This is a genomic window from Cupriavidus taiwanensis (genome assembly GCF_900250075.1).
Classification (GTDB): domain Bacteria; phylum Pseudomonadota; class Gammaproteobacteria; order Burkholderiales; family Burkholderiaceae; genus Cupriavidus; species Cupriavidus taiwanensis_C.
Genome location: NZ_LT977070.1, coordinates 1,025,449 through 1,043,247, shown reverse-complemented (window position 1 = coordinate 1,043,247; position 17,799 = coordinate 1,025,449). Strand labels below are relative to the sequence as shown.

Here is a 17,799-nt window from a genome sequence, read left to right as displayed (position 1 = left end):
GCACACGTTAGCGGATCGCCCCTGCGTCGTGCAGCGCCGCGAGCTCCTGCGCGGAGAACCCCCAATCGCCCAGCACCTCGTCGGTGTGCTGTCCGGGGCGGGCCGGTGGCCGCTGGATGCTTCCCGGCGTGCGGCTGAAGCGCGGCGCCGGCGCGGGCTGTACCACGCCATCGACTTCAACGAAAGTCTTGCGCGCCTGCAGGTGAGTGCAGTGCGGCGCCTCTCCCATCGACAGGATGGGCGTGATGCAAGTCTCGGCGCCGGCCGCGAGCACTGCCCACTCGTCACGCGTGCGCCTCCGGAACGCGGCGGCAAACTGCTCGCGCATCGCCGGCCAGCCGGCGCGTTCGTGCTGGCCGGGCAACTTGTCGACGTCGAGCCCGAGGAGCTTTACGGCGTTGCGGTAGAAGCGCGTCTCGTTGGCGCCGATACCGACATGCTTGCCGTCCTTCGTCTCGTACACGTTGTACCAGGGCGCGCCCGAATCGAGCCGGTTGGTGCCGCGCTCGTCAGTCCAGTACCCTCCTGCACGCAGGCCGTAGATCAACGTCATCAGCGATGCCGATCCGTCCACCATCGCGGAATCCACCACCTGTCCGCGCCCCGACATGCGGCTCTCAAGGATGGCGCTTACCACGCCCAGCGCCAGGTAAAGCGAGCCGCCGCCGAAATCGCCCGCGAGATTGAGCGGGATCGACGGCGCCTCGCCGGCCTTGCCGACGGAATGCAGCACGCCTGTCAGCGCGATGTAGTTGATGTCGTGCCCCGGCTCCTGGGCCAGCGGCCCGTCCTGCCCCCAGCCGGTCATGCGGCCGTAGACCAGTCGCGGGTTGACCTTGTGGCAGTCGTCCGGGCCCAGCCCGAGCCGTTCCGCCACGCCGGGGCGGAAACCCTCGATCACGGCGTCGGCCTGGCTGGCCAGCCGCAGCACCGTCGCGACCGCCTCCGGCTGCTTGAGGTCCATGGCCGCGCTGCGGCGGCCGCGATTGAGCAGTTCGAAGCGTGCCTCGACCGGCACGCCGCCGTCGGAGGGCGACGGACGGTCGATGCGGATGATGTCGGCGCCCAAGTCGGACAACAACATGCAGCAGAACGGCCCCGGGCCGATGCCGCCCAGTTCCACGATCTTGATGCCCGCGAGGGGCCCGGTTGGCTTTTGCGCCATGGCGTTGGTCTCCTGGGAATTCAATGGCCTGCTCCAGGCCCGGCGGACCGGGCCTCTGTCAGTCTGCACAGGGGACGGCACGTCATGAGGGCTGGCCACTACCCGGCGCGCCGTCCCGCTTTCATTCTCCGTTCGTGGAATCCGCTCGGTCCGGAGCGGGTTCGCGCGCAGCGCCGCATGCCAGCATATCCCGCACCTCCGCGACGGAGAAGCCATACTCGGCCAGCAGCGCCGCAGAATGCTCGCCGAGGCGGGGCGCCGGATGGCGCAGTGACGGCGGGCTTTCGCTCCACTGCTGGGGAATGCCGATGGTGCGGATGCGGCCTTCGGACGGGTGATCCTCCTCCGCGAAGAAGCCCAGCGTGGTCATATGGGGATCTTCCAGCAGCGTCTCCGGCGTATTCATTTCGATGATGGGAATGTCCGCCGCCCACATTAGCCGGATCCACTCCGCCGTTGGCCTGGTTTCAAAGGTACGCCCCAGGAACGCGTAAAGCTCCTGGATATGCTGCGTGCGACCATGGATATCGGCAAAACGCGCATCCAAAGCCATGGCCGCATCGCCGCAGATCTCGAAGAAGCGCTGCCAGTGGCGATCGGTGTAGATCTGCACGCCGACGTAACCATCCTGCGTACGATAGGGGCGCCGTTCAGCCGTCATCATCCGCGCGTAACCCCAGTCGCCGATCGGCGGCACGAAGGTATGGCCATAGAGGTGGTCGCCCATCACGAAGTGCGCGAACGTCTCGAACATCGGCACCTCCACGGCCTGACCCCGCCCGGTGCGCTCGCGCCGGTACAGCGCCATGGCCACCGCATTGCTGGTCGCCATGCCGACCACGCGATCGGCGATGGCGGTGGCCACATAGGCTGGCGGACCGGCCTTGCGGCTTTGCAGTACCGGCAGGCCCACGGCGGCCTGGATCAGGTCATCGTAGGCCGGCCGCGAAGCATACGGCCCGTTCTGGCCGAAGCCGAACGCGCCACAGTAGAGGATGCGCGGATTCTTCGCTCGCACGTCTTCGTATGACAGTCCCAGCCTGGCCATCGCCTGCGGGCGCAGGCTGTACAACAGCACATCGGCCGAGCGCAACATGCGCCTGAGCGCAGCAATCCCGCTCGGCTTCTTCAGGTCCAGCACCAGGCTGCGCTTGTTGCGATTCAGGTGCAGGAAGATCGCGCCCATGCCGGGGGTGCGGCTCGGGCCCACCTTGCGGGTGGTATCACCTTCGGGCGACTCGATCTTGCACACGTCCGCGCCCATGTCGGCGAGCAGCAGCGACGCGTACGGCCCCATGAAATTGGACGTAAGATCCAGGATACGTACGCCCTCCAGCGGTCCTGACATGGCTACTCCGGCTTGTAGTTCATTTCAGCAAAGAGGTTCTTCCAGACGTTGGCCTCTTCAGCAACTTGCTTCGCGAACGCCGACGGCGACGACGCCACCATGCGGCCGCTCAGCTTCGACTCGATGCTGCCGCGGAATGCCTTGTCCGCCTCCAGCGTGCTGAAATCGTGCGCAATGCGGTCCACCACCGCTGCCGGCGTTCCCTTCGGCACAAAGATGCCAGCCCACAGCAGTGGCAAGTAGCCCTTGTAGCCCACCGCCTCGGCCAGTGTCGGCAGTTCAGGGAAGCTGGCGTAACGCTCGGCGCTGATGGCAGCCAGCGGCTTGAGCTTGCCCGAGTCGATCTGCGACTTCATCGAGCTGGGCGTATTGACGAGGAACTGCGCGTCGTTGCGCATGGCGGCCAGGTTCATGGTGCCGACGCTGTTGAAGTCCAGCGGCGTGTACTTCATGCCCAACGACTTGTTGAGCAAGGCCATGGTCAAGTTGAAGACCGAAGTCTGGCCAGTGCCGGCGAAGAAGAGCCCGTTGGGGCTGACCTTGCTCAACTCCACCAGTTCGCGCAGGGTCTGCGCCTTGGCAGCCGTCTCAGCGTTCACCGCGACCACGAGCTGGTAGTTGATGACCTTGTACACCGGCACCAGGTCGGTCATCGGGTCGAACTTGAGGTTCTTGGTGGTGAACTTGGGCAGGATCGAACTTTGCGTGCCCAGCAGGAGGGTATGGCCGTCCGTGGCGTTGACCACATATTCCGTGCCGATGACGCCGCCCGCTCCGGGCTTGTTCTCGACGATCACCGGCTGCTTCCAGATGCCTTCGAGCCGCTGCGCCAGGCTCCGGGCCAGGATATCGCCGGTGGAGCCCGCTGCGACCGCGATCACGATTCTCACGGGCCGGGTCGGCCATTCCGCTGCCGCGGCGGGCCTGGGTAGCGATAGCGCTGCGCAGGCCGCCAGGCCGACGGCGCCCGCCAGCCGTAGCCAGCGCCGGCGGCAGGGGGCTGATAGTCGTACTGTCATGTCTCTCTCCGTTCTATCTGTTTTGTCTTGCGCTGCGTCAGGCTTGGGTGAACACCGGTAGCGCCTGCCCGCCGCGTTCGATCATGTGCGCCTGCACGCGGTTGCCAATCTGCATCGACTCGGGCGTACCTTCGATCTGCGTGAACAGGAAATAGCCTTCGTCCATCTCGACAAAGCCGACGGTGTACGGCGCGATCGCGGCAAAGGCCGGCGTCGGCCCCCGCATCACGGTGCTGAACGAATAAAGCTTGCCGCAGCCGGCGGAGACTTCCCAGGCGAGCTGGTCGGCGCTGCAGTGCGGACAGAAGGAATGGGCCGGCCAGACCGCCTGGCCGCATCCGCCGCAACGCTGGTATTTCAGCAGTCCCGCGCCGAGGCCTTCCCAGTAGGGCCTGGCATCAAGAAGCTGGTATGGCTGCGGCCAGCCTTCTTGCGTTTGGATCATCACATGCTCCAATGAGGTTCAGGTGGAGGAAGACAGCAGCAGCACGCTGCCGGCGGCCAGCATGCCCCCGGCACCCTGCACCAGCACTGTCTTTGGCCGGCGCGCCGGCGCCAGTCCGAGCGCTTCGCCGCGCAACTGGCGCACGGCCTCTACCATGCTGTCCATGTTGCAGGAGATGCCCGGCTGGCCGAACGACAGCCAGCCGCCGTTAGTGTCGGTGGGCAGGTCGCCGCCCAGGCCGGTGCGTCCTTCGCGGTACAGGTCGATACCCCCGCCCTTCTTCGCGAAGCCCAGGTCTTCCATGACGATCGGCCCCATGTGCGCGAAGTTCACCGAGATCTGCGCCATGTCGATGTCCGCCGGGGACAGCCCCGACATGGCATAGGCCTGGCTCGCCGCCGCCGCTGTCGCCGTGTAGGTCAGGTTAGGCATCGGGCCGAGCTCGGGGTACTTGCACGCCCGCATGTTCATGCGATCGCCCAGGTACTCATGCGTCGTGGCTGACCCGTAGCCCATCAGGTAAACCGGGTTGCGCGCCGCCTTTGCCCGTTCCGGCGAGGTAATCACCAGCGCGCCGCCGGTGCCGCCGCCCCAGGTGGAGCACATCCAGCGCCGTAGCGGCGTGGCGACATAGGGCGACGCAAGCACGGTCTCGCGGTCAATCTCGCCGAAGCGCGCCTTGGCAGCATGCGGGTGATGCACGCCCCAGCGCTGGTTGGCCACTGCGACCTCGGCGAGGTCGGCTTCGCTCAGGCCGAACTCATGGAGGTAGCGGCACGCGGCCTGGCCATACAGCGCCGGGATGATCGGGCCATACGGCACCTCGAACTGCGGATCGGCATCGGCCTCGGCACCCATTGCCACGGCATCGACAAAGAGCTCGGTCGCGTCACTCTGCAGGCAGAGTACGTACTCTGCCTGGCCCGCGGCGATCATCTCCGCGGCCACCGCAAGCGTGGCAGTGAGCCCGGCGCCGTGCATGGTGATCTCGCTGGTGCGCTTCACCGGCATCTGCATGTGTGAGATGAAGATGTTGCTCCACTGCGAGCGCTTGTCCGCCCAGGGCGACCGTCCCGTGTAGACGGCATCGATCTGGTCCTTGCTGATGCCCGCGTCCTGCAGCGCAAGCCGCGTGGCTTCGGCGGCAAGCTGCAGCGGATCCTTGCGGTTCGTCCGGGATGCATAGGCATCGCCCATTCCGATAATGGCCGCCACTGGCTTGGTCGACATGGCCGCCACTCCTCAGGCCGCCTTGAGTTCGGGCAGCGACGACGCGATCAGCGCATCGAGGTCTTCTCGCTTGCGCAGCATCAGCAGGCTCCATTCGCCTTGCTGCAGCAGGTCGCCGTTCTGGTTGATCGCGCTAATGCGGAACTTGATCACGCCGTACTTGTCGTCCTTCTCCTTCTTGCCGATCACCTCGCACACCGCATAGATGGTGTCGTTGATGTACACCGGGCTGCGGAAGCGCATATTGTCGATGCCGTAGTTTGCCTGGATGCCCAGGCCGAACTGGATCAGGCCGGTGACGATCGAATAGGTCAGCGAACCCTGCACCAGGCGCTGGCCAAAACGGGTCTTGGACGCGTAGTGCGTGTTGGAGTGGATCTCGATCCAGTTGCCAGTCAGTGCGCAATAGTTGACCACGTCCGCTTCGGTGACGGTGCGCCCGCCCGAGCGGAATACCTGACCCACCTGCAGCTCGTCAAAGGTCTGGTCGAGCCGGTTATTGATAACGCGCTTGGTCGTGTCGGTCATTTCTCTGGTTCCTTGATGTGGTTGCGCAATCAGCCCAAGCGCATGGACTTGGCGATGATGGTCTTCTGGATCTGCGAGGTGCCGCCGCCGATGGTGGACTGGACGCTTTCGCGCAGGTAGCGCTCCATGTCGGCTTCCGGCAGATTGGCGTAGCCGCCCAGCACCTGCATGCCGGTCAGCGCGCACTGCTTGAGTGTTTCGGATCCATACAGCTTTGCCATCGACACTTCTCGGCTGCACGGCACGTCAGCAGCTGCCATTTGCGCCGCACGGTAGCAAAGCAGGCGCGCAGCATCCACCTCGGTCTGGCGGTCGGCCAGCATATGCTTGAGCACCTGGAAGTCCCACAACTGTTTGCCGAACTGGATACGTTCGTGGGCGTACTGCACCGCCTTCGACACCGCCGTTTGCGCATTGCCGACATAGGCCGCAGCCACCGAGCAACGTTCCAGTTCCAGGTGCTTGGTGATGATTTCCCAGCCTTGGCCTTCTTCGCCGAGAATCGCGTCGCCCGGCACGCGCACTTCATCCAGGAAAATCTCGGTGGTGCCGGTCGCATGGCGCGAAAGGGTCGGAAGCTTGTTGATCACTAGGCCCGGCGTCGTGTTCGGGATCAGGAGAACAGAAAGGCCGCCGTGCTTGTTGTCAGCATCCGTACGCACCAGCATGGCGATGACTGTGTCCTTGGCCGCTGCGCCGCTGCACCACAGCTTCTGTCCGGAAACGATCCAGTCGCCGTTCGCGTCGCGACGGGCGCGGGTCTTCGTGTTGGAGGCATCGGAGCCGGCGTCGGGCTCGGAGATCGACACGGAGAAGCGGATTTTGCCCTCGATGAACGGCTTGATGTACTTGTCCTTCTGCGCGGCCGTGCCGTACTTCGCGATGTTCATCGCCGTGAAGGTCGGCACCAGAACCGCTGCCGCGAAATCGAAGCCGAATTTGCCAAGGCCTTCGGCCATCAGCGTATAGTCGAAGATGTCGCCTCCGGCGCCGCCCTCTTCCTCACTGAACAGCAGCCCCAGCCAGCCCTGCTTGGCAATCTTGTCGTAGGCCTCGTAGGGATAGTCACGATTCTGGTCGCACTTGCGCACATACTCGACCGTGACCTCGTTGTCCATGAAACGGTTCACGGTATCCAGCCACAGGGCCTGCGATTCATTCAGGAAATTCGGTTGCACTGTATTGCCTCCATTGGTTTGCGTTGGCATCTGCCTGCATTGCAGCGAGCCCCTGCTGCGATGCGTGTTGGAAGCGTAGTGGTGTGCAGCAGGCAAGCCAACTGGCCTTTTCCGAAGCGGCGATTCGGTAGGATCGAAGTGAGCGGAGGAGGCGCCCGGACTGAACGGCGCGCATTGTTGCGCAGTGGGGCGTGGGCGCTCAGCCCTGCCCTAACCCGGCGGACTCTCCGCGCGGACGGTCGAGCAACTGCTTCATCAGCGCGGCGGCAGGCGGGCTCAGAACACGCCCACGGGCCGTGGCGATGTGGGTGGTGCGCACAGCCCATGATTCGTCGATGGCAATGCTAGTTACCTGGTCGAACATATCGTGGCTTAGCAGGCATTCGGGCAGAACGGTCACGCCGAGCCCGGCCTGTACCAGGCTGATCGCCACCCCTGCACTCACTACGTGGAACGGTGGGGCGAACTCGGCGTCCAGGCGTTTCGCTGCGGCGCGGAACATACCCAGCATCGATTCCACCGGAATCAGCCTTTCAGGCAGCAGATCTTCGAACCTGACCGTTCCGCGCGCACTGAGCGCGTGTGTGTTGGGCACCACGGCGACCAGTCGGTCGCGGCGGTACGGCGTCACGTCGACGCCCCCAAGCTCAAGCTTGTGGGCCATGGCAAACACGCCTACGTCGGCATCGCCGCGAGACACCGCCTCGATGATCGCGGCGTTCTCGACTTCGCGCACCACCAGCTCCACCAGTGGGAAATCGCGCGCGTAGTCACCCAACTCGCGGGCAAGAAATGGCGCGATGATTGACCGAGCCGAAGCCACCACCACCTTGCCGCGCATGCCTTCGGTGAAGGCAGAAATCTCGGAACGCAGATTCTCGATGCTGTCCAGGATCTGGCGAGCGTAGCGCACCAGCACCGCGCCCGCGGGACTCGGCACGACGCCCTTGGGCCCACGTTCGAGCAGCTTGACGCCGGCGATATCCTCGAGGTCCTGGATTCGCTTGGTCGCCGTCGAAGCGGCAATGTTCTCACGGCTCGCGGCGCGCCCGATCTGCTGCTCTTCGACAGCGGACAGGAACAGTCGCAAGGTAAATAGGTCGACTTGGCGGATCAGATGCAGGCGGTTGAATTCGGTCATGAAAGGCTGGTGGAACGTGAGGGCCAACCTATTCTGCTCGCCCTAATCGCGCGATGCCAGCCGTTCCTGCAGCACCTGCGCCATCGCCAGCAGGCGCGGCCCCAGCTCGCGTTCGACGCGGGCGCGCGCCATGCGCGCAGTGCGACCGATACAGGCCAGCACCAGCGGAGGCTGCTCCGGCACGCAGACCGGCACGGCGACGGAGGCCAACTCAGGCTCCCACTCGCCGAGCGACATGCAGAAGCCCAATTCATGGACCTGCGAGATCTTCGCGGCCATTCGCCGCCGCAGCAAGGGCCAGTCGCGGCCGGCCTTGCGCTCCACATTGCCCTGCAGGTAGCAGCGCTCCAATTCCGGGATCGCTGCAAGCAGTGCCGATCCCATCAGCGACGACGCAATATGCAGGCGCGTTCCTGGCGTCAGGCGCAGGTCCAGCACGGCCTGGCTGCCAACGCGGCTGTCCAGTACGATCACATCGAGCCGGTCGCGCGTGCCGAGCACCACGTAGGTATCAGTGGCTTCGGCGAACTTGCGCATCTCGATGCTGCCCTCCCGCTGCACGGCAGGATCGGCGATGGCCGCATAGCCGAGCGCCAGCGAGGCGGCCGCGAGCCGGTATTTGCGCCGAACCTCGTCGTGGTGCAGGTAGCCCAGTGCGACCAGCGACTGCAGCAGCCGCGTGACCGTCGGCGCGGGGATGCCGGTTTCCAGTGAGATTTCCTGGTTGCCCAGCCAGGGTTGCTGCGGGCCGAAGGCGGCCAGCACGGCCAGGCCGCGGGCCAGCGGCACTACCCGCACCCGACTTTCCGCCGTAGCCGACCGGCCCGGCTTGGGCCAGATCGCGCTGATCCCGGGTTGATGGCCTCGCGTCCTCGCGCCTGGTTGCTGCAACATGGGCCTCTCCGTATCCATGGATGCGCTTGCGCCCGATACCCTTGAGCATGCGGCTTATAGCGGCGCGCTCCCCCCTGACGAACGTTAGGTAAAGTTTGAGGGCCGGTTCAATGGAGCTCCATGGGTGTTAACCCCTTCTTTTGCGTTGCGTCAACGCGCCGCGGACGCCACACCGCGGCGCCCACGCGGCCCGCCCTGCCTTTGTCCGCTCATTGCACGGAACGTCGGCAAGGCACGCATTGACCTCGCCTACCCTCCGTTCCGACCATACATGCGCAAGCCACCCTGCATGCAGGGCGGTCAATAAAGTATCGAGACAGGAGACCGCAGCAATGACCTATCCCCTTCAGCGCTTGTGCGGCGCAATCATCATGGCGCTGGCCGCAGGCACGACATTCGCTGCGGACGCCTATCCGGCCCGGCCTGTGCGGATCGTCGTCAACTCCGCGCCGGGCGCGCTTCTCGACGTCACGACTCGCGCCGTGGCGCAGCAGATGGCCGCGAACCTCGGCCAGCCCGTGGTCGTGGAAAACATGGCGGGGGCTGCCGGGCTGCTAGGCATCCGTTATGTGAAAGCCCAGAAGCCGGATGGCTACACCATCCTCGCCACCGCCAACACCTTGGCGCTGGCCCAAGCCACCAAGCTGGAGCCAGGCTATGACCTGGCGCGTGACTTCACCGGCATCGGCATGATGAACAAGGCCCCGCTGATCATGGTGGGCTTCTCCGCCCAGCCGGACAAAACCCTGTCCCAGTTGATCGCGCATGCGAAAGCCAGCCCGGGCACGATGTCCTATGCCACCGCAGGCGTCGGCACCAGTACCCATATGGCCGCCGCGCTGTTCGTGCACCAGGCCGGCATCAGAATGCTTCACGTGCCCTACAAGGGCAACGCCGGCGCCATGCCGGACGTGCTTGGCGGCCGCGTCAACATGATCTTTGACGGCGCCAACTCGTCGGGCCCATACGTGCAGGACGGCAAGCTGCGCGCGTTCGCGGTCTCGTCACCCAAGCGCCTGCCGGCGTTTCCCGATATTCCGACACTGGCCGAACAGGGCCTGCCCAACTATAGCTTCTATGTCTACATGGGCCTGGCGGCGCCGGCCGGCACGCCAACACCTGTCGTCATGCGGCTGACGAAGGCACTGAAGGCGGCGCAGGCGAACGAGGCCGTGCGCGAGCGGTTCCGCAAGGACAGCGCCGAAGCCGGCAACCTGTCCCCGGAGGAATTCACCGAGTTCTTGCGCCAGGATCTTCAGCGCAATATCAAGGTCGTGGCGGACCTCGGCATTCCGAAAGAGTAAGCCGAACGAGAGTAAGCCGAACGACAAGCCGAACTCGCCTGCCAGCCCCTGCCCCAGGGGCGCGACATATTACCTGGAGAGAATGCCATGGCAACAACCATCGTCGAGCAACTTGCCGGCTTTACACAACAAAGCGCCTACGACACGCTGCCCCCGACCGTCGTGGACGAATGCAAGCGCATCGTTCTCGATTCGCTGGGATGCGCGCTGGCCGCTGTCGACCAGCCCAAGGGCAGGATCGGGATCGACTACGGCGCACTGATGGGCGGCGCCGCGGACGACGCCACCATCATTGGCACCGACCAGCGGGTGTCGGTCGTCGGCGCAGCCTTTGCCAACGGCGAACTGATCAACGCCCTCGACATGGATGCGGTAGTGCCGCCGGGCCATGTGACGCCCTATGTCCTGCCCGGCGCGCTGGCGATCGGCGAAGCCATGGGCCGGTCCGGCCAGGACCTGATTGCCGCGCTGGCCGTCTCGCACGAGATGTCGTACCGGCTCGGCAAGGCGATGGACTACCTGCGCGACACCAAGGACGGCAAGGTTTCGCCGCCGAAGATCTACGGCTACAGCAGCACCGTGTTTGGCGCGACGGCCGCCATCGCCAAGCTGAAGGGACTGGACGCCGAGACGACAGGGCACGCGCTGGGGATTGCCGGCAGCATCAGCCCGGTGAACTCGCAGGTCGCCTGGTTCCAGCATGCGCCCAGCTCCACCATCAAGTACCTGCTTGCCGGCGCGCTGACGCAGGCCGCCATGGCCGCCGCTCACATGGCCGAGTTTGGCCACCGCGGGGACCTGCAGATCCTCGATGACCGGGAATACGGTTTCCCGCGTTTTATCGGCACCACGCGCTGGGAGCCGGACCGCATCCTCGCGGCACTGGGCACCGACTGGCAGTTCCCCACCGAGCAGGCCTACAAGCCCTACCCGCACTGCCGCATCCTGCATGCCCTGCTGGACAGCCTCAACGAGATTGTCGACCAGAACGAACTGCGGCCGGACGAGATCGACGGCATCAAGGTCTGGGTCGAGGGCTTCGTCGAGCAGCCGGTATGGCTTAACCGAGATATCCAGCATGTGCACGACGCACAGTTCAGCATCGCGCACGGCATCGCCTTGGGTGCGCATCGCGTGCCGCCGGGCAAGGCCTGGCAGCATCCGGAACTGGTCTTCGGCGAATCCGTGATACGCCTGATGGACAAGGTCGAGCACGCGGTGCACCCCGACTATGTGGCACTGCTGACCGGCCACGCGGCCAGCCGGCCGGCGAAAATCGAGGTGTCGGCGCGCGGCCAAATCTTTGCCGGCGAGCGGCGCTATCCGAAGGGGAGCCCCTCCCCCGATCCGGCCAGCTATATGAGCACGGAAGAACTGATACAGAAATTCCGCGACAACGCGCGAGACGTCATTCCCGAGACCAACATCGCTCGCGTCATCGATGCGGTGCTGGACCTGGAGAACGTTCGGAACATCGCGTCGATTCTGGCTGACGTGCGGCCCGGGAAACGCTAAGGTCCGGCTTCGCTTTGCAGCGGGCGCCATGTGCAAGGCATGGCGCCCGCGCGGCCTTCAGCGGTTAGCGCGTTCGGGCTGCGGCGCCAGCGATGGCGCGCTGCAGGCCCGAGAGAATCGCCTTCAACGACGCCGACAGGATGTCAGAGTCGATGCCCACGCCGCACAGTGTAGAGTCGCCAATGCGAAGCTTGAGGTACGCCTGCGCCGGCGCCAAGTCCAACACGCGGATGCTCTCGCCGGTGATCAGCTTGCGCACGAAATCGAACTCGACCTGCGACGAAGACGGGAAGCCGACTTCGATCTCCTTGACGCCCGTCTGCACCAGCATCCTGAACATGCGCAGCTTGCGTTCGATGTCCATCGGTTCGATCAACGCCTGGTTGTCATTGCGCAGATCCAAGCTGCACCAGGCCGGCGGGCGGATCAGCACTGCGTCCGGCCAGGTACGGTCGAGCAAAGTGGACCGGGGCAAAGAGACGGTACTTGGTGGCAGGTTGCCTCAGCATGAAGGAAGGCCTTTGGTCGACGGTGGCGCCAACGGCGCGAACAAAAAAAGGAGCCCCGCGGCAAGCCAGTCGGGGCATAAGCTCGCTCGGAGGCGAGCATGGAGACAACAGCTACCGTTTCCGGCATGCACGGCTTCACTATGCTGCAGCGGCGGCGGATAACCAATGGTGTTGCGCGAACTCTCCCGTACTTTGAAACATCTCGGCAAACACGTGCCCCTTAGCGCTGCAGCCGCAGCGGGGCGACCGCCGGAGCCGGTCGCACCCCGACCCATGCTGCGAGGGGGTGCGCCGTGGCATTCCAAGGTACGGAACTTCCTCTCCTTTTCGGTTGAGCTGGCGGGCGTCATCGTCGTAGCATTGCCCGCAACGCCGCAAGAAAGGCATGACCGGGATCGCCCGGGCCGCGCCAGGCAATGACATGGCAACCATGATCGAACACCACGCCACTAGCACGAGCGCCTCGCGCGTGCATGCCGCCCTGCAAGACCTTGAGCGCCGCTGGAACGCCGCCGCGCTGACGTGGGACGCCGACGCGCTTGCCGCGCTGTACGCGCCCGAAGCCCTGTTTTTCGGGGGCCGCCCGGGCCACGCCGTGGGCCAGGCGGCGATCCTAGGGTACTTTGCCTCGTATGCCGAGACGCTGCGCTCGGCATCCATGTCGCTGGTCGACCAGACCTTGGTTGAGCTTGGCAAGGATACGCTGCTGGCGCAGGGGCACGCAAACTTCCGCTTTGTGCTCGCCGACGGGAGCGAGACCGCCTTGGCACTGCGGACGACGTGGGTGCTGGTCAGGCGCCTGGGGGTGTGGCAGATTCTGCAGCACCATTTTTCCCCGACACCGGAAGCACCGCCTATCCAATAGCCGGCGCTCCCTTTCATCGAGAAGGCCCGATGCACGAAGACCAAACGCACGCCGCCCGCACCGCGCCAACGCCTGCCTGCGAATTGCCGCCACCGGCATCACGACGCCACCTGCATACCCGCGACGTCATCATGCAAGGCTTTCGCCGTGACGACGGCTTGTGGGACATCGAAGGCGAGATGAAGGACTGCAAGACCACGCCCTGGCCCAGTTGGGAACGCGGTGAGCAACCGCCCGACGTGCCGATACACCACATGCAGGTCCGCCTCACGCTGGACGACACCTATACCGTCCGGGCCGTCGCAGCAGCACTGCCTTCCATCCCTTTTGCCGAATGCACCGCGGGCATGCCGCCGCTGCAAGGCCTGGTTGGCGCGAGCATTGCGCGCGGCTGGCGCAAGACGCTCGAAAGTACGTTGGGCGGCATCAAGGGCTGCACGCATCTGCGCGAACTGCTGATGAATCTCGGTACCGTGGCCTACCAGACCGTGGGCGGCGAAGCGCGGCGCCAGGAATGGGACGCCCTGCCCGAACCCCGCGTCAGGCCTCCGGTGGCGACATCGCCCAAGCCGCACTGGGACAAGTGCGTCGGTTGGCGCCTAGACGGGGAAGTGATCAGGCGGTGGGCACCGGATTTTTACCGCGCCTCCGGCAAGGCTCCGGCAAGCACCAGCCCAGCCGATGCCGAGTGAGCACCGACGCGGGCGGTCGTGCAAGGGGGACCTCCCCTTCAATACTTGCCAATGCGGAGAACGTCTACCCTAGCGGTTGATTGCATCGAGGCAGATGGCCAGTGGCTGGTCACGTGAACTCCGACGAGTACAGTGCGCCGAGTTGCTGCGCCTTCATATGCAGCCCGTCGCCCAGCACGCTATCGGTATGCTGACCTGGCCGGGGCGGCAGATCAGCCCCCGGCTCGAAGCATCCGACATCTCTCGGATTGCCTCGATCGGGACTGGGCATGCTTCTCTCTCCGTTGTTATATGTCGTCGTAGTCATCAAGCCTGGGAGGGCCGCTTGATCAGGACCTCAAGGTCTGCGTTGTCGTGGCCGATTTCCCGCGCTGCCGACAATGGCGGCGGACGCTTGCCGTTGAACGACAGCGGCAAGCCGACGACAGCAAGCTCATCGTCTGACGGCTTCCCGATGATGCCCAGCGCTTCCGTCTGCGCGTGGTGCACTAGTTCCTCCGTCGTCTGGATCGGGGCGCACGGTAGCCCGGCGGCGCCTAGCCGCTCCTGCCAGTAGGCTCGCGGATGCTCGGCCAGGCGCTCGCCGATGAGTCGGTCAATCAGCGCGCGGTTACACAGGCGCCCCGCATTGGTGGCAAAGCGCTCGTCACGCGCCCATTCGGGCCGCTCCAGGGTCTCGCAAAGCCGGACGAACAGCGCATCGTTGGCACAGCTGACGATCAAGTCGCCGTCGGCGGTCCGGTAGGCGCGATGCGGCACGATGAACGCGACGCCAGACCCATGGCGCGAGCCCGGCTCGCCGTTCGCGTTGTAGTTGGCCACGCCGATCGACATCCAGGCAATCGCGGTTTCCAGCAGAGAGCTGCTGACGGTCGCGCCGACGTGCTTCTTCTGCCGGCGCATCAGTGCCGCAAGAATGCCGATCACGGCCCACATACCTGTGCCAAAGTCGACAATGGACACCCCAGCACGCACCGGCGACTGTCCCTCCTCGCCGGTGATGCTCATGATTCCTGCGAACGCCTGCATTAGGGGGTCATAGCCCGGCGCGGTGTTCAGCGGGCCCTTGTGGCCGAAGGCGCCGACTTCGCAGCAGATCAGCTCTGGCTTGGTCACGCGCAGGCTGTCGGCATCGAGCCCGTACTGCGCCGCCGAGCCCGGCCGCAGGTTGTGGAAGAAAACGTCGGCGCGCTCCGCGATCAGTTGGTGCAGCTTGGCCAGGTCGCCGGGATCCTTGATGTCAAGGCTGATGAAGCGCTTGCCGCGGTTGATGGCATGGAAGGCCGCGCCGCTGCCCTTCCATTTGCTCGGCCCCCAGCCGCGCGCAGAATCGCCCGTCGGCCGCTCGATCTTCCAGACGTCCGCACCGAGGGCTGCAAGGATCTGGCCGGCAAACGGCGCAGAGGCGCTGTCGCTCAGTTCAACCACGACCACACCATCGAGAGGCAAATCATGCATTGCTGATACGTTCCTTCTTTTGATAGTTCTGTGTTGCATCTGCTTGGATCGTAGGGGTGTGAGGCTGTCTCGCCAACTGATCTTTTCCGAAACCGCGATTCGCGTGGATCGAAACGAGAGCATCGTCGAGTACACCTCTAGTTGCGTCATCTCGGCAGGAACTACACCGTGGGCGATTGACCAGAGTGCAGCTTTCCCCTCTTTTTTTCCTACTCCGCTACCGACTCCGTTGAAATGGAAGGCTTGCAGGAATCACGACGTGGTCGCCGGATGTAATCCCCTCGGGTGAAGAAGAGAATCTGCGTGGAGGTCTATCGCAATGAGTTCAGGAACTTGAATTGTCTATTGAGCGTGGGCAACAGTTTCCGTCCTTCACCTAAGCAGCCGCAGCACGCCCTTGCACACGCGCGCACATAAAGCACGTGTCGCGTGCCATTGAGACAACGCGCGATCGTGCCTCGACCCAATACATCCATTTCCGAATGGTCGAGATTGGTAGCGCCTTCCGGCGCTCACCGCTTGGCCGCCTGAAGTCGGCCATTCTTAAGTTGCTCGGTCCCTGTCCGACGGCCGAATCTAGTGCCAAAGGCGCCGTTCGTCTCGCGGAAGTTGGAGGTCTCACACGGGTCGCAAGCCGCCCTTGATCATGCAGGCGACGGCACCCGCTGCAATATCGCTCTAGAGTTCGCCGCGGCGCGATTCAACGACCTGCCATACGAAGCGTACAGGCGTATGGCCCGCGCTTATGACGCAACAGTTCGCCCACACTAGCCTGAACTACCGGTTTGCCGCAGCTCTTGTCCCTCGACCAGAAAATGTGCTGCTATCGGCACCATGCACTTTCCGGGAAACTGAGCCACGCGGGTCCCCCACCAAGGTCAGTGCACTACATGCGCCCATTCCAGCTCTGCAAAGCTAGATTTTTCCGTCCACTCCGGCACAATCAATCAATCAGCGAAGTTCCGTGAACTTATGATATAAAATTAACCGAAATGCCTCACCAACGGCTGGCGTGGAAAAATGTATAGCACACACTATACCCATTTAAAGCCCAACCCCTTGTTTTTACTTTACATTTCATCATCGCCAATATATTTTTTCATTGCATACGATTTATGTACGCATGCAAAAAAAATACGCGCAATCGATCTCACCCCAGCCAGCCGCCAAAGAAAAATATTCTTGAAAATGGCGTGTTGATTTCTTAGTCTTAGCGGAGATCAATTCAGCTTCTTTCCAATGAGCCCATTCTCCATAGCTCTACGAACGTTGCGTGCGAGGTTCGAACTGGCGCAGGGCGAGTTCGCAGCACGATTGGGCTACCGCCAGGCGTACGTCTCGGCTCTCGAATGCGGCTCCAAGCTTCCGAAGGAAGTGGACCTAGTAGACAGAATCGTCCAGGTCTTGAATCTAGGCCCCGAGGAAGAAGCTAGCCTTCGCGAAGCCTTTGAAATGTCGCGGCACTTCAACCTTCCACCACGCGGTGCGCCTGCAGCAGCGTATCGCTTGTGCGCTCAATTCTCCGAGGTACTACCCACGCTCTCTCCGGCCGACGCGAAAGCCCTGTCGGCAATGTTGGAAGTGTTCCAACGCAACAGACAAACAATCGCCTGCGTCAACCGGGCGCCGGAAGCTGTCAAGGAGACTCCAATGTAGAAAATAAAAACGCCACCTAACCCCGGAGGACTAGGCGGCGTGGAGATATCTTTCGATACCTCTGGTGGCACAGTCAGTATCGAACGCGTTCTCCCACCTGTCAAGTCCTCATCCTGCTTCCCCGCCTGGAAGGAGGGAAGCCTATTCCCCGGAGAGGACAAATGCCTGCCAGAAAGGTAGTCACGCGCTCGCCGCATCGGCGAGTCGGGCGTATTGCGTGTTCATGGTTCCAGCCAACAGCGATCGAGTACGAAAGCCTCTTGGAGCGCGATTTCGTTCGACTCGCCCTCTTGGATCTGCGAGTCTCGTCGATTTCCCATCAGCCGTTCTTCGTTGACCTTGGAGATCTGGGCAAATACGTTCCCGACTTCCTGCTCATCGGTCCACATCAGAAGCTTGTCGTTGAGGTAAAGCCAGAAGTCTATGCGGCCAGTGCCAGGAACAAGCCACGGCTGGCACGAGCCAAGGAAATCTTGCTTGATCGTGGATACTCCTTCGCCCTCGCAACGGACAAGCACATTCACAAGAACGGCCGTCACCAACGTGCCAGCATCCTCTTACGACATGCGCGCGGTCAGATTACAGCCGCGACCTTGGCTCGAATTGAGGAAGTCGCGACCGGCCACCCTGACGGCATTGGCATTGGCAATTTGGCAAAGACAGCCGACGTGCCGCTGCACGCAATCCTTCACCTAGTTGGCCGCCGGCGCCTTCGATTGAATGCGATGCTAGGTATGGGTGAGTCCGACCCTGTATATCCACTCGGAGACGACCATGTCCGTGTACAGACTTGATTGCGGACTGATCGTCCAGAATGGGCAGGCGCAATGGCGGGTTCACCGACTCCTTGAT

The 17,799-nt window shown here is 63.7% G+C and carries 17 protein-coding genes and 1 pseudogene; 6 read left to right on the top strand and 12 right to left on the bottom strand.

Translation table 11 applies throughout. The annotated features are described in order from the left end of the window. Positions 1-7: 7 nt before the first annotated feature. The 9 genes from CBM2588_RS04860 to CBM2588_RS04820 all read right to left on the bottom strand — a co-directional run bounded on the left by CBM2588_RS04860 (position 8) and on the right by CBM2588_RS04820 (position 8,843). Complete coding sequence (locus tag CBM2588_RS04860) at positions 8-1,165, bottom strand: CaiB/BaiF CoA transferase family protein (protein WP_115679608.1); 1,158 nt, start codon at positions 1,163-1,165, stop codon at positions 8-10. 121 nt (positions 1,166-1,286) lie between these two features. After that, complete coding sequence (locus tag CBM2588_RS04855; protein WP_115679607.1) at positions 1,287-2,513, bottom strand: CaiB/BaiF CoA transferase family protein; 1,227 nt, start codon at positions 2,511-2,513, stop codon at positions 1,287-1,289. Between the two features lie 2 nt (positions 2,514-2,515). Beyond that, the gene (locus tag CBM2588_RS04850) at positions 2,516-3,403 is read right to left on the bottom strand and encodes a tripartite tricarboxylate transporter substrate binding protein (RefSeq protein WP_231942103.1); all 888 of its coding nucleotides are present in this window, start codon (positions 3,401-3,403) and stop codon (positions 2,516-2,518) included. A 166-nt stretch (positions 3,404-3,569) separates the two neighbouring features. Then, the gene (locus tag CBM2588_RS04845; protein WP_115679605.1) at positions 3,570-3,977 is read right to left on the bottom strand and encodes a Zn-ribbon domain-containing OB-fold protein; all 408 of its coding nucleotides are present in this window, start codon (positions 3,975-3,977) and stop codon (positions 3,570-3,572) included. An 18-nt stretch (positions 3,978-3,995) separates the two neighbouring features. Continuing rightward, positions 3,996-5,207 carry a thiolase family protein gene (locus tag CBM2588_RS04840; protein WP_115679604.1) on the bottom strand — a complete coding sequence of 404 codons (1,212 nt, stop codon included), beginning with the start codon at positions 5,205-5,207 and terminating at the stop codon, positions 3,996-3,998. Between the two features lie 12 nt (positions 5,208-5,219). Next, positions 5,220-5,735, bottom strand: a complete 516-nt coding sequence (locus CBM2588_RS04835) for a MaoC family dehydratase (RefSeq protein ID WP_115679603.1) — start codon at positions 5,733-5,735, stop codon at positions 5,220-5,222. Positions 5,736-5,764: 29 nt separating this feature from the next. Continuing rightward, complete coding sequence (locus CBM2588_RS04830) at positions 5,765-6,913, bottom strand: acyl-CoA dehydrogenase family protein (protein ID WP_231942102.1); 1,149 nt, start codon at positions 6,911-6,913, stop codon at positions 5,765-5,767. A 199-nt stretch (positions 6,914-7,112) separates the two neighbouring features. Then, positions 7,113-8,054, bottom strand: coding sequence for a LysR family transcriptional regulator (locus CBM2588_RS04825; protein ID WP_115681396.1), 942 nt, complete (start codon positions 8,052-8,054; stop codon positions 7,113-7,115). 42 nt (positions 8,055-8,096) lie between these two features. Next, a complete protein-coding gene (locus CBM2588_RS04820) occupies positions 8,097-8,843 on the bottom strand; it encodes an IclR family transcriptional regulator (protein ID WP_306437237.1) in 747 nt (248 codons plus the stop codon). A gap of 437 nt (positions 8,844-9,280) precedes the next feature. Between CBM2588_RS04820 and CBM2588_RS04815 the strand changes: the two genes are divergently transcribed. Continuing rightward, positions 9,281-10,252, top strand: coding sequence for a Bug family tripartite tricarboxylate transporter substrate binding protein (locus CBM2588_RS04815; RefSeq protein WP_115679601.1), 972 nt, complete (start codon positions 9,281-9,283; stop codon positions 10,250-10,252). Between the two features lie 87 nt (positions 10,253-10,339). Continuing rightward, positions 10,340-11,767, top strand: coding sequence for an MmgE/PrpD family protein (locus CBM2588_RS04810; RefSeq protein ID WP_115679600.1), 1,428 nt, complete (start codon positions 10,340-10,342; stop codon positions 11,765-11,767). A 64-nt stretch (positions 11,768-11,831) separates the two neighbouring features. Here the strand turns inward: CBM2588_RS04810 and CBM2588_RS31340 are convergent, their stop codons facing one another. Then, positions 11,832-11,927: a hypothetical protein gene (locus tag CBM2588_RS31340; protein WP_231942160.1), complete on the bottom strand. Its 96-nt coding sequence runs from the start codon at positions 11,925-11,927 to the stop codon at positions 11,832-11,834. A 69-nt stretch (positions 11,928-11,996) separates the two neighbouring features. Continuing rightward, a pseudogene (locus tag CBM2588_RS04805) lies at positions 11,997-12,276 on the bottom strand (2-isopropylmalate synthase); the annotation flags it as partial. Between the two features lie 385 nt (positions 12,277-12,661). Here CBM2588_RS04805 and CBM2588_RS04800 point away from each other — a divergent pair. Beyond that, positions 12,662-13,141, top strand: a complete 480-nt coding sequence (locus CBM2588_RS04800; protein WP_231942101.1) for a YybH family protein — start codon at positions 12,662-12,664, stop codon at positions 13,139-13,141. A 29-nt stretch (positions 13,142-13,170) separates the two neighbouring features. Then, positions 13,171-13,833 carry a DUF2889 domain-containing protein gene (locus CBM2588_RS04795; protein WP_115679599.1) on the top strand — a complete coding sequence of 221 codons (663 nt, stop codon included), beginning with the start codon at positions 13,171-13,173 and terminating at the stop codon, positions 13,831-13,833. Positions 13,834-14,139: 306 nt separating this feature from the next. Here the strand turns inward: CBM2588_RS04795 and CBM2588_RS04790 are convergent, their stop codons facing one another. Further along, positions 14,140-15,291, bottom strand: coding sequence for a CaiB/BaiF CoA transferase family protein (locus tag CBM2588_RS04790; RefSeq protein WP_115679598.1), 1,152 nt, complete (start codon positions 15,289-15,291; stop codon positions 14,140-14,142). Positions 15,292-16,530: 1,239 nt separating this feature from the next. On the opposite strand from CBM2588_RS04790, the gene CBM2588_RS04785 reads away from it, so the two are divergent. Together CBM2588_RS04785 and CBM2588_RS04780 are read left to right on the top strand one after the other, a co-directional pair. Next, positions 16,531-16,947 carry a helix-turn-helix domain-containing protein gene (locus CBM2588_RS04785; protein WP_115679597.1) on the top strand — a complete coding sequence of 139 codons (417 nt, stop codon included), beginning with the start codon at positions 16,531-16,533 and terminating at the stop codon, positions 16,945-16,947. Positions 16,948-17,108: 161 nt separating this feature from the next. Then, positions 17,109-17,741, top strand: coding sequence for a TnsA endonuclease N-terminal domain-containing protein (locus tag CBM2588_RS04780; protein WP_147298396.1), 633 nt, complete (start codon positions 17,109-17,111; stop codon positions 17,739-17,741). The last annotated feature ends 58 nt before the right edge of the window (positions 17,742-17,799 follow it).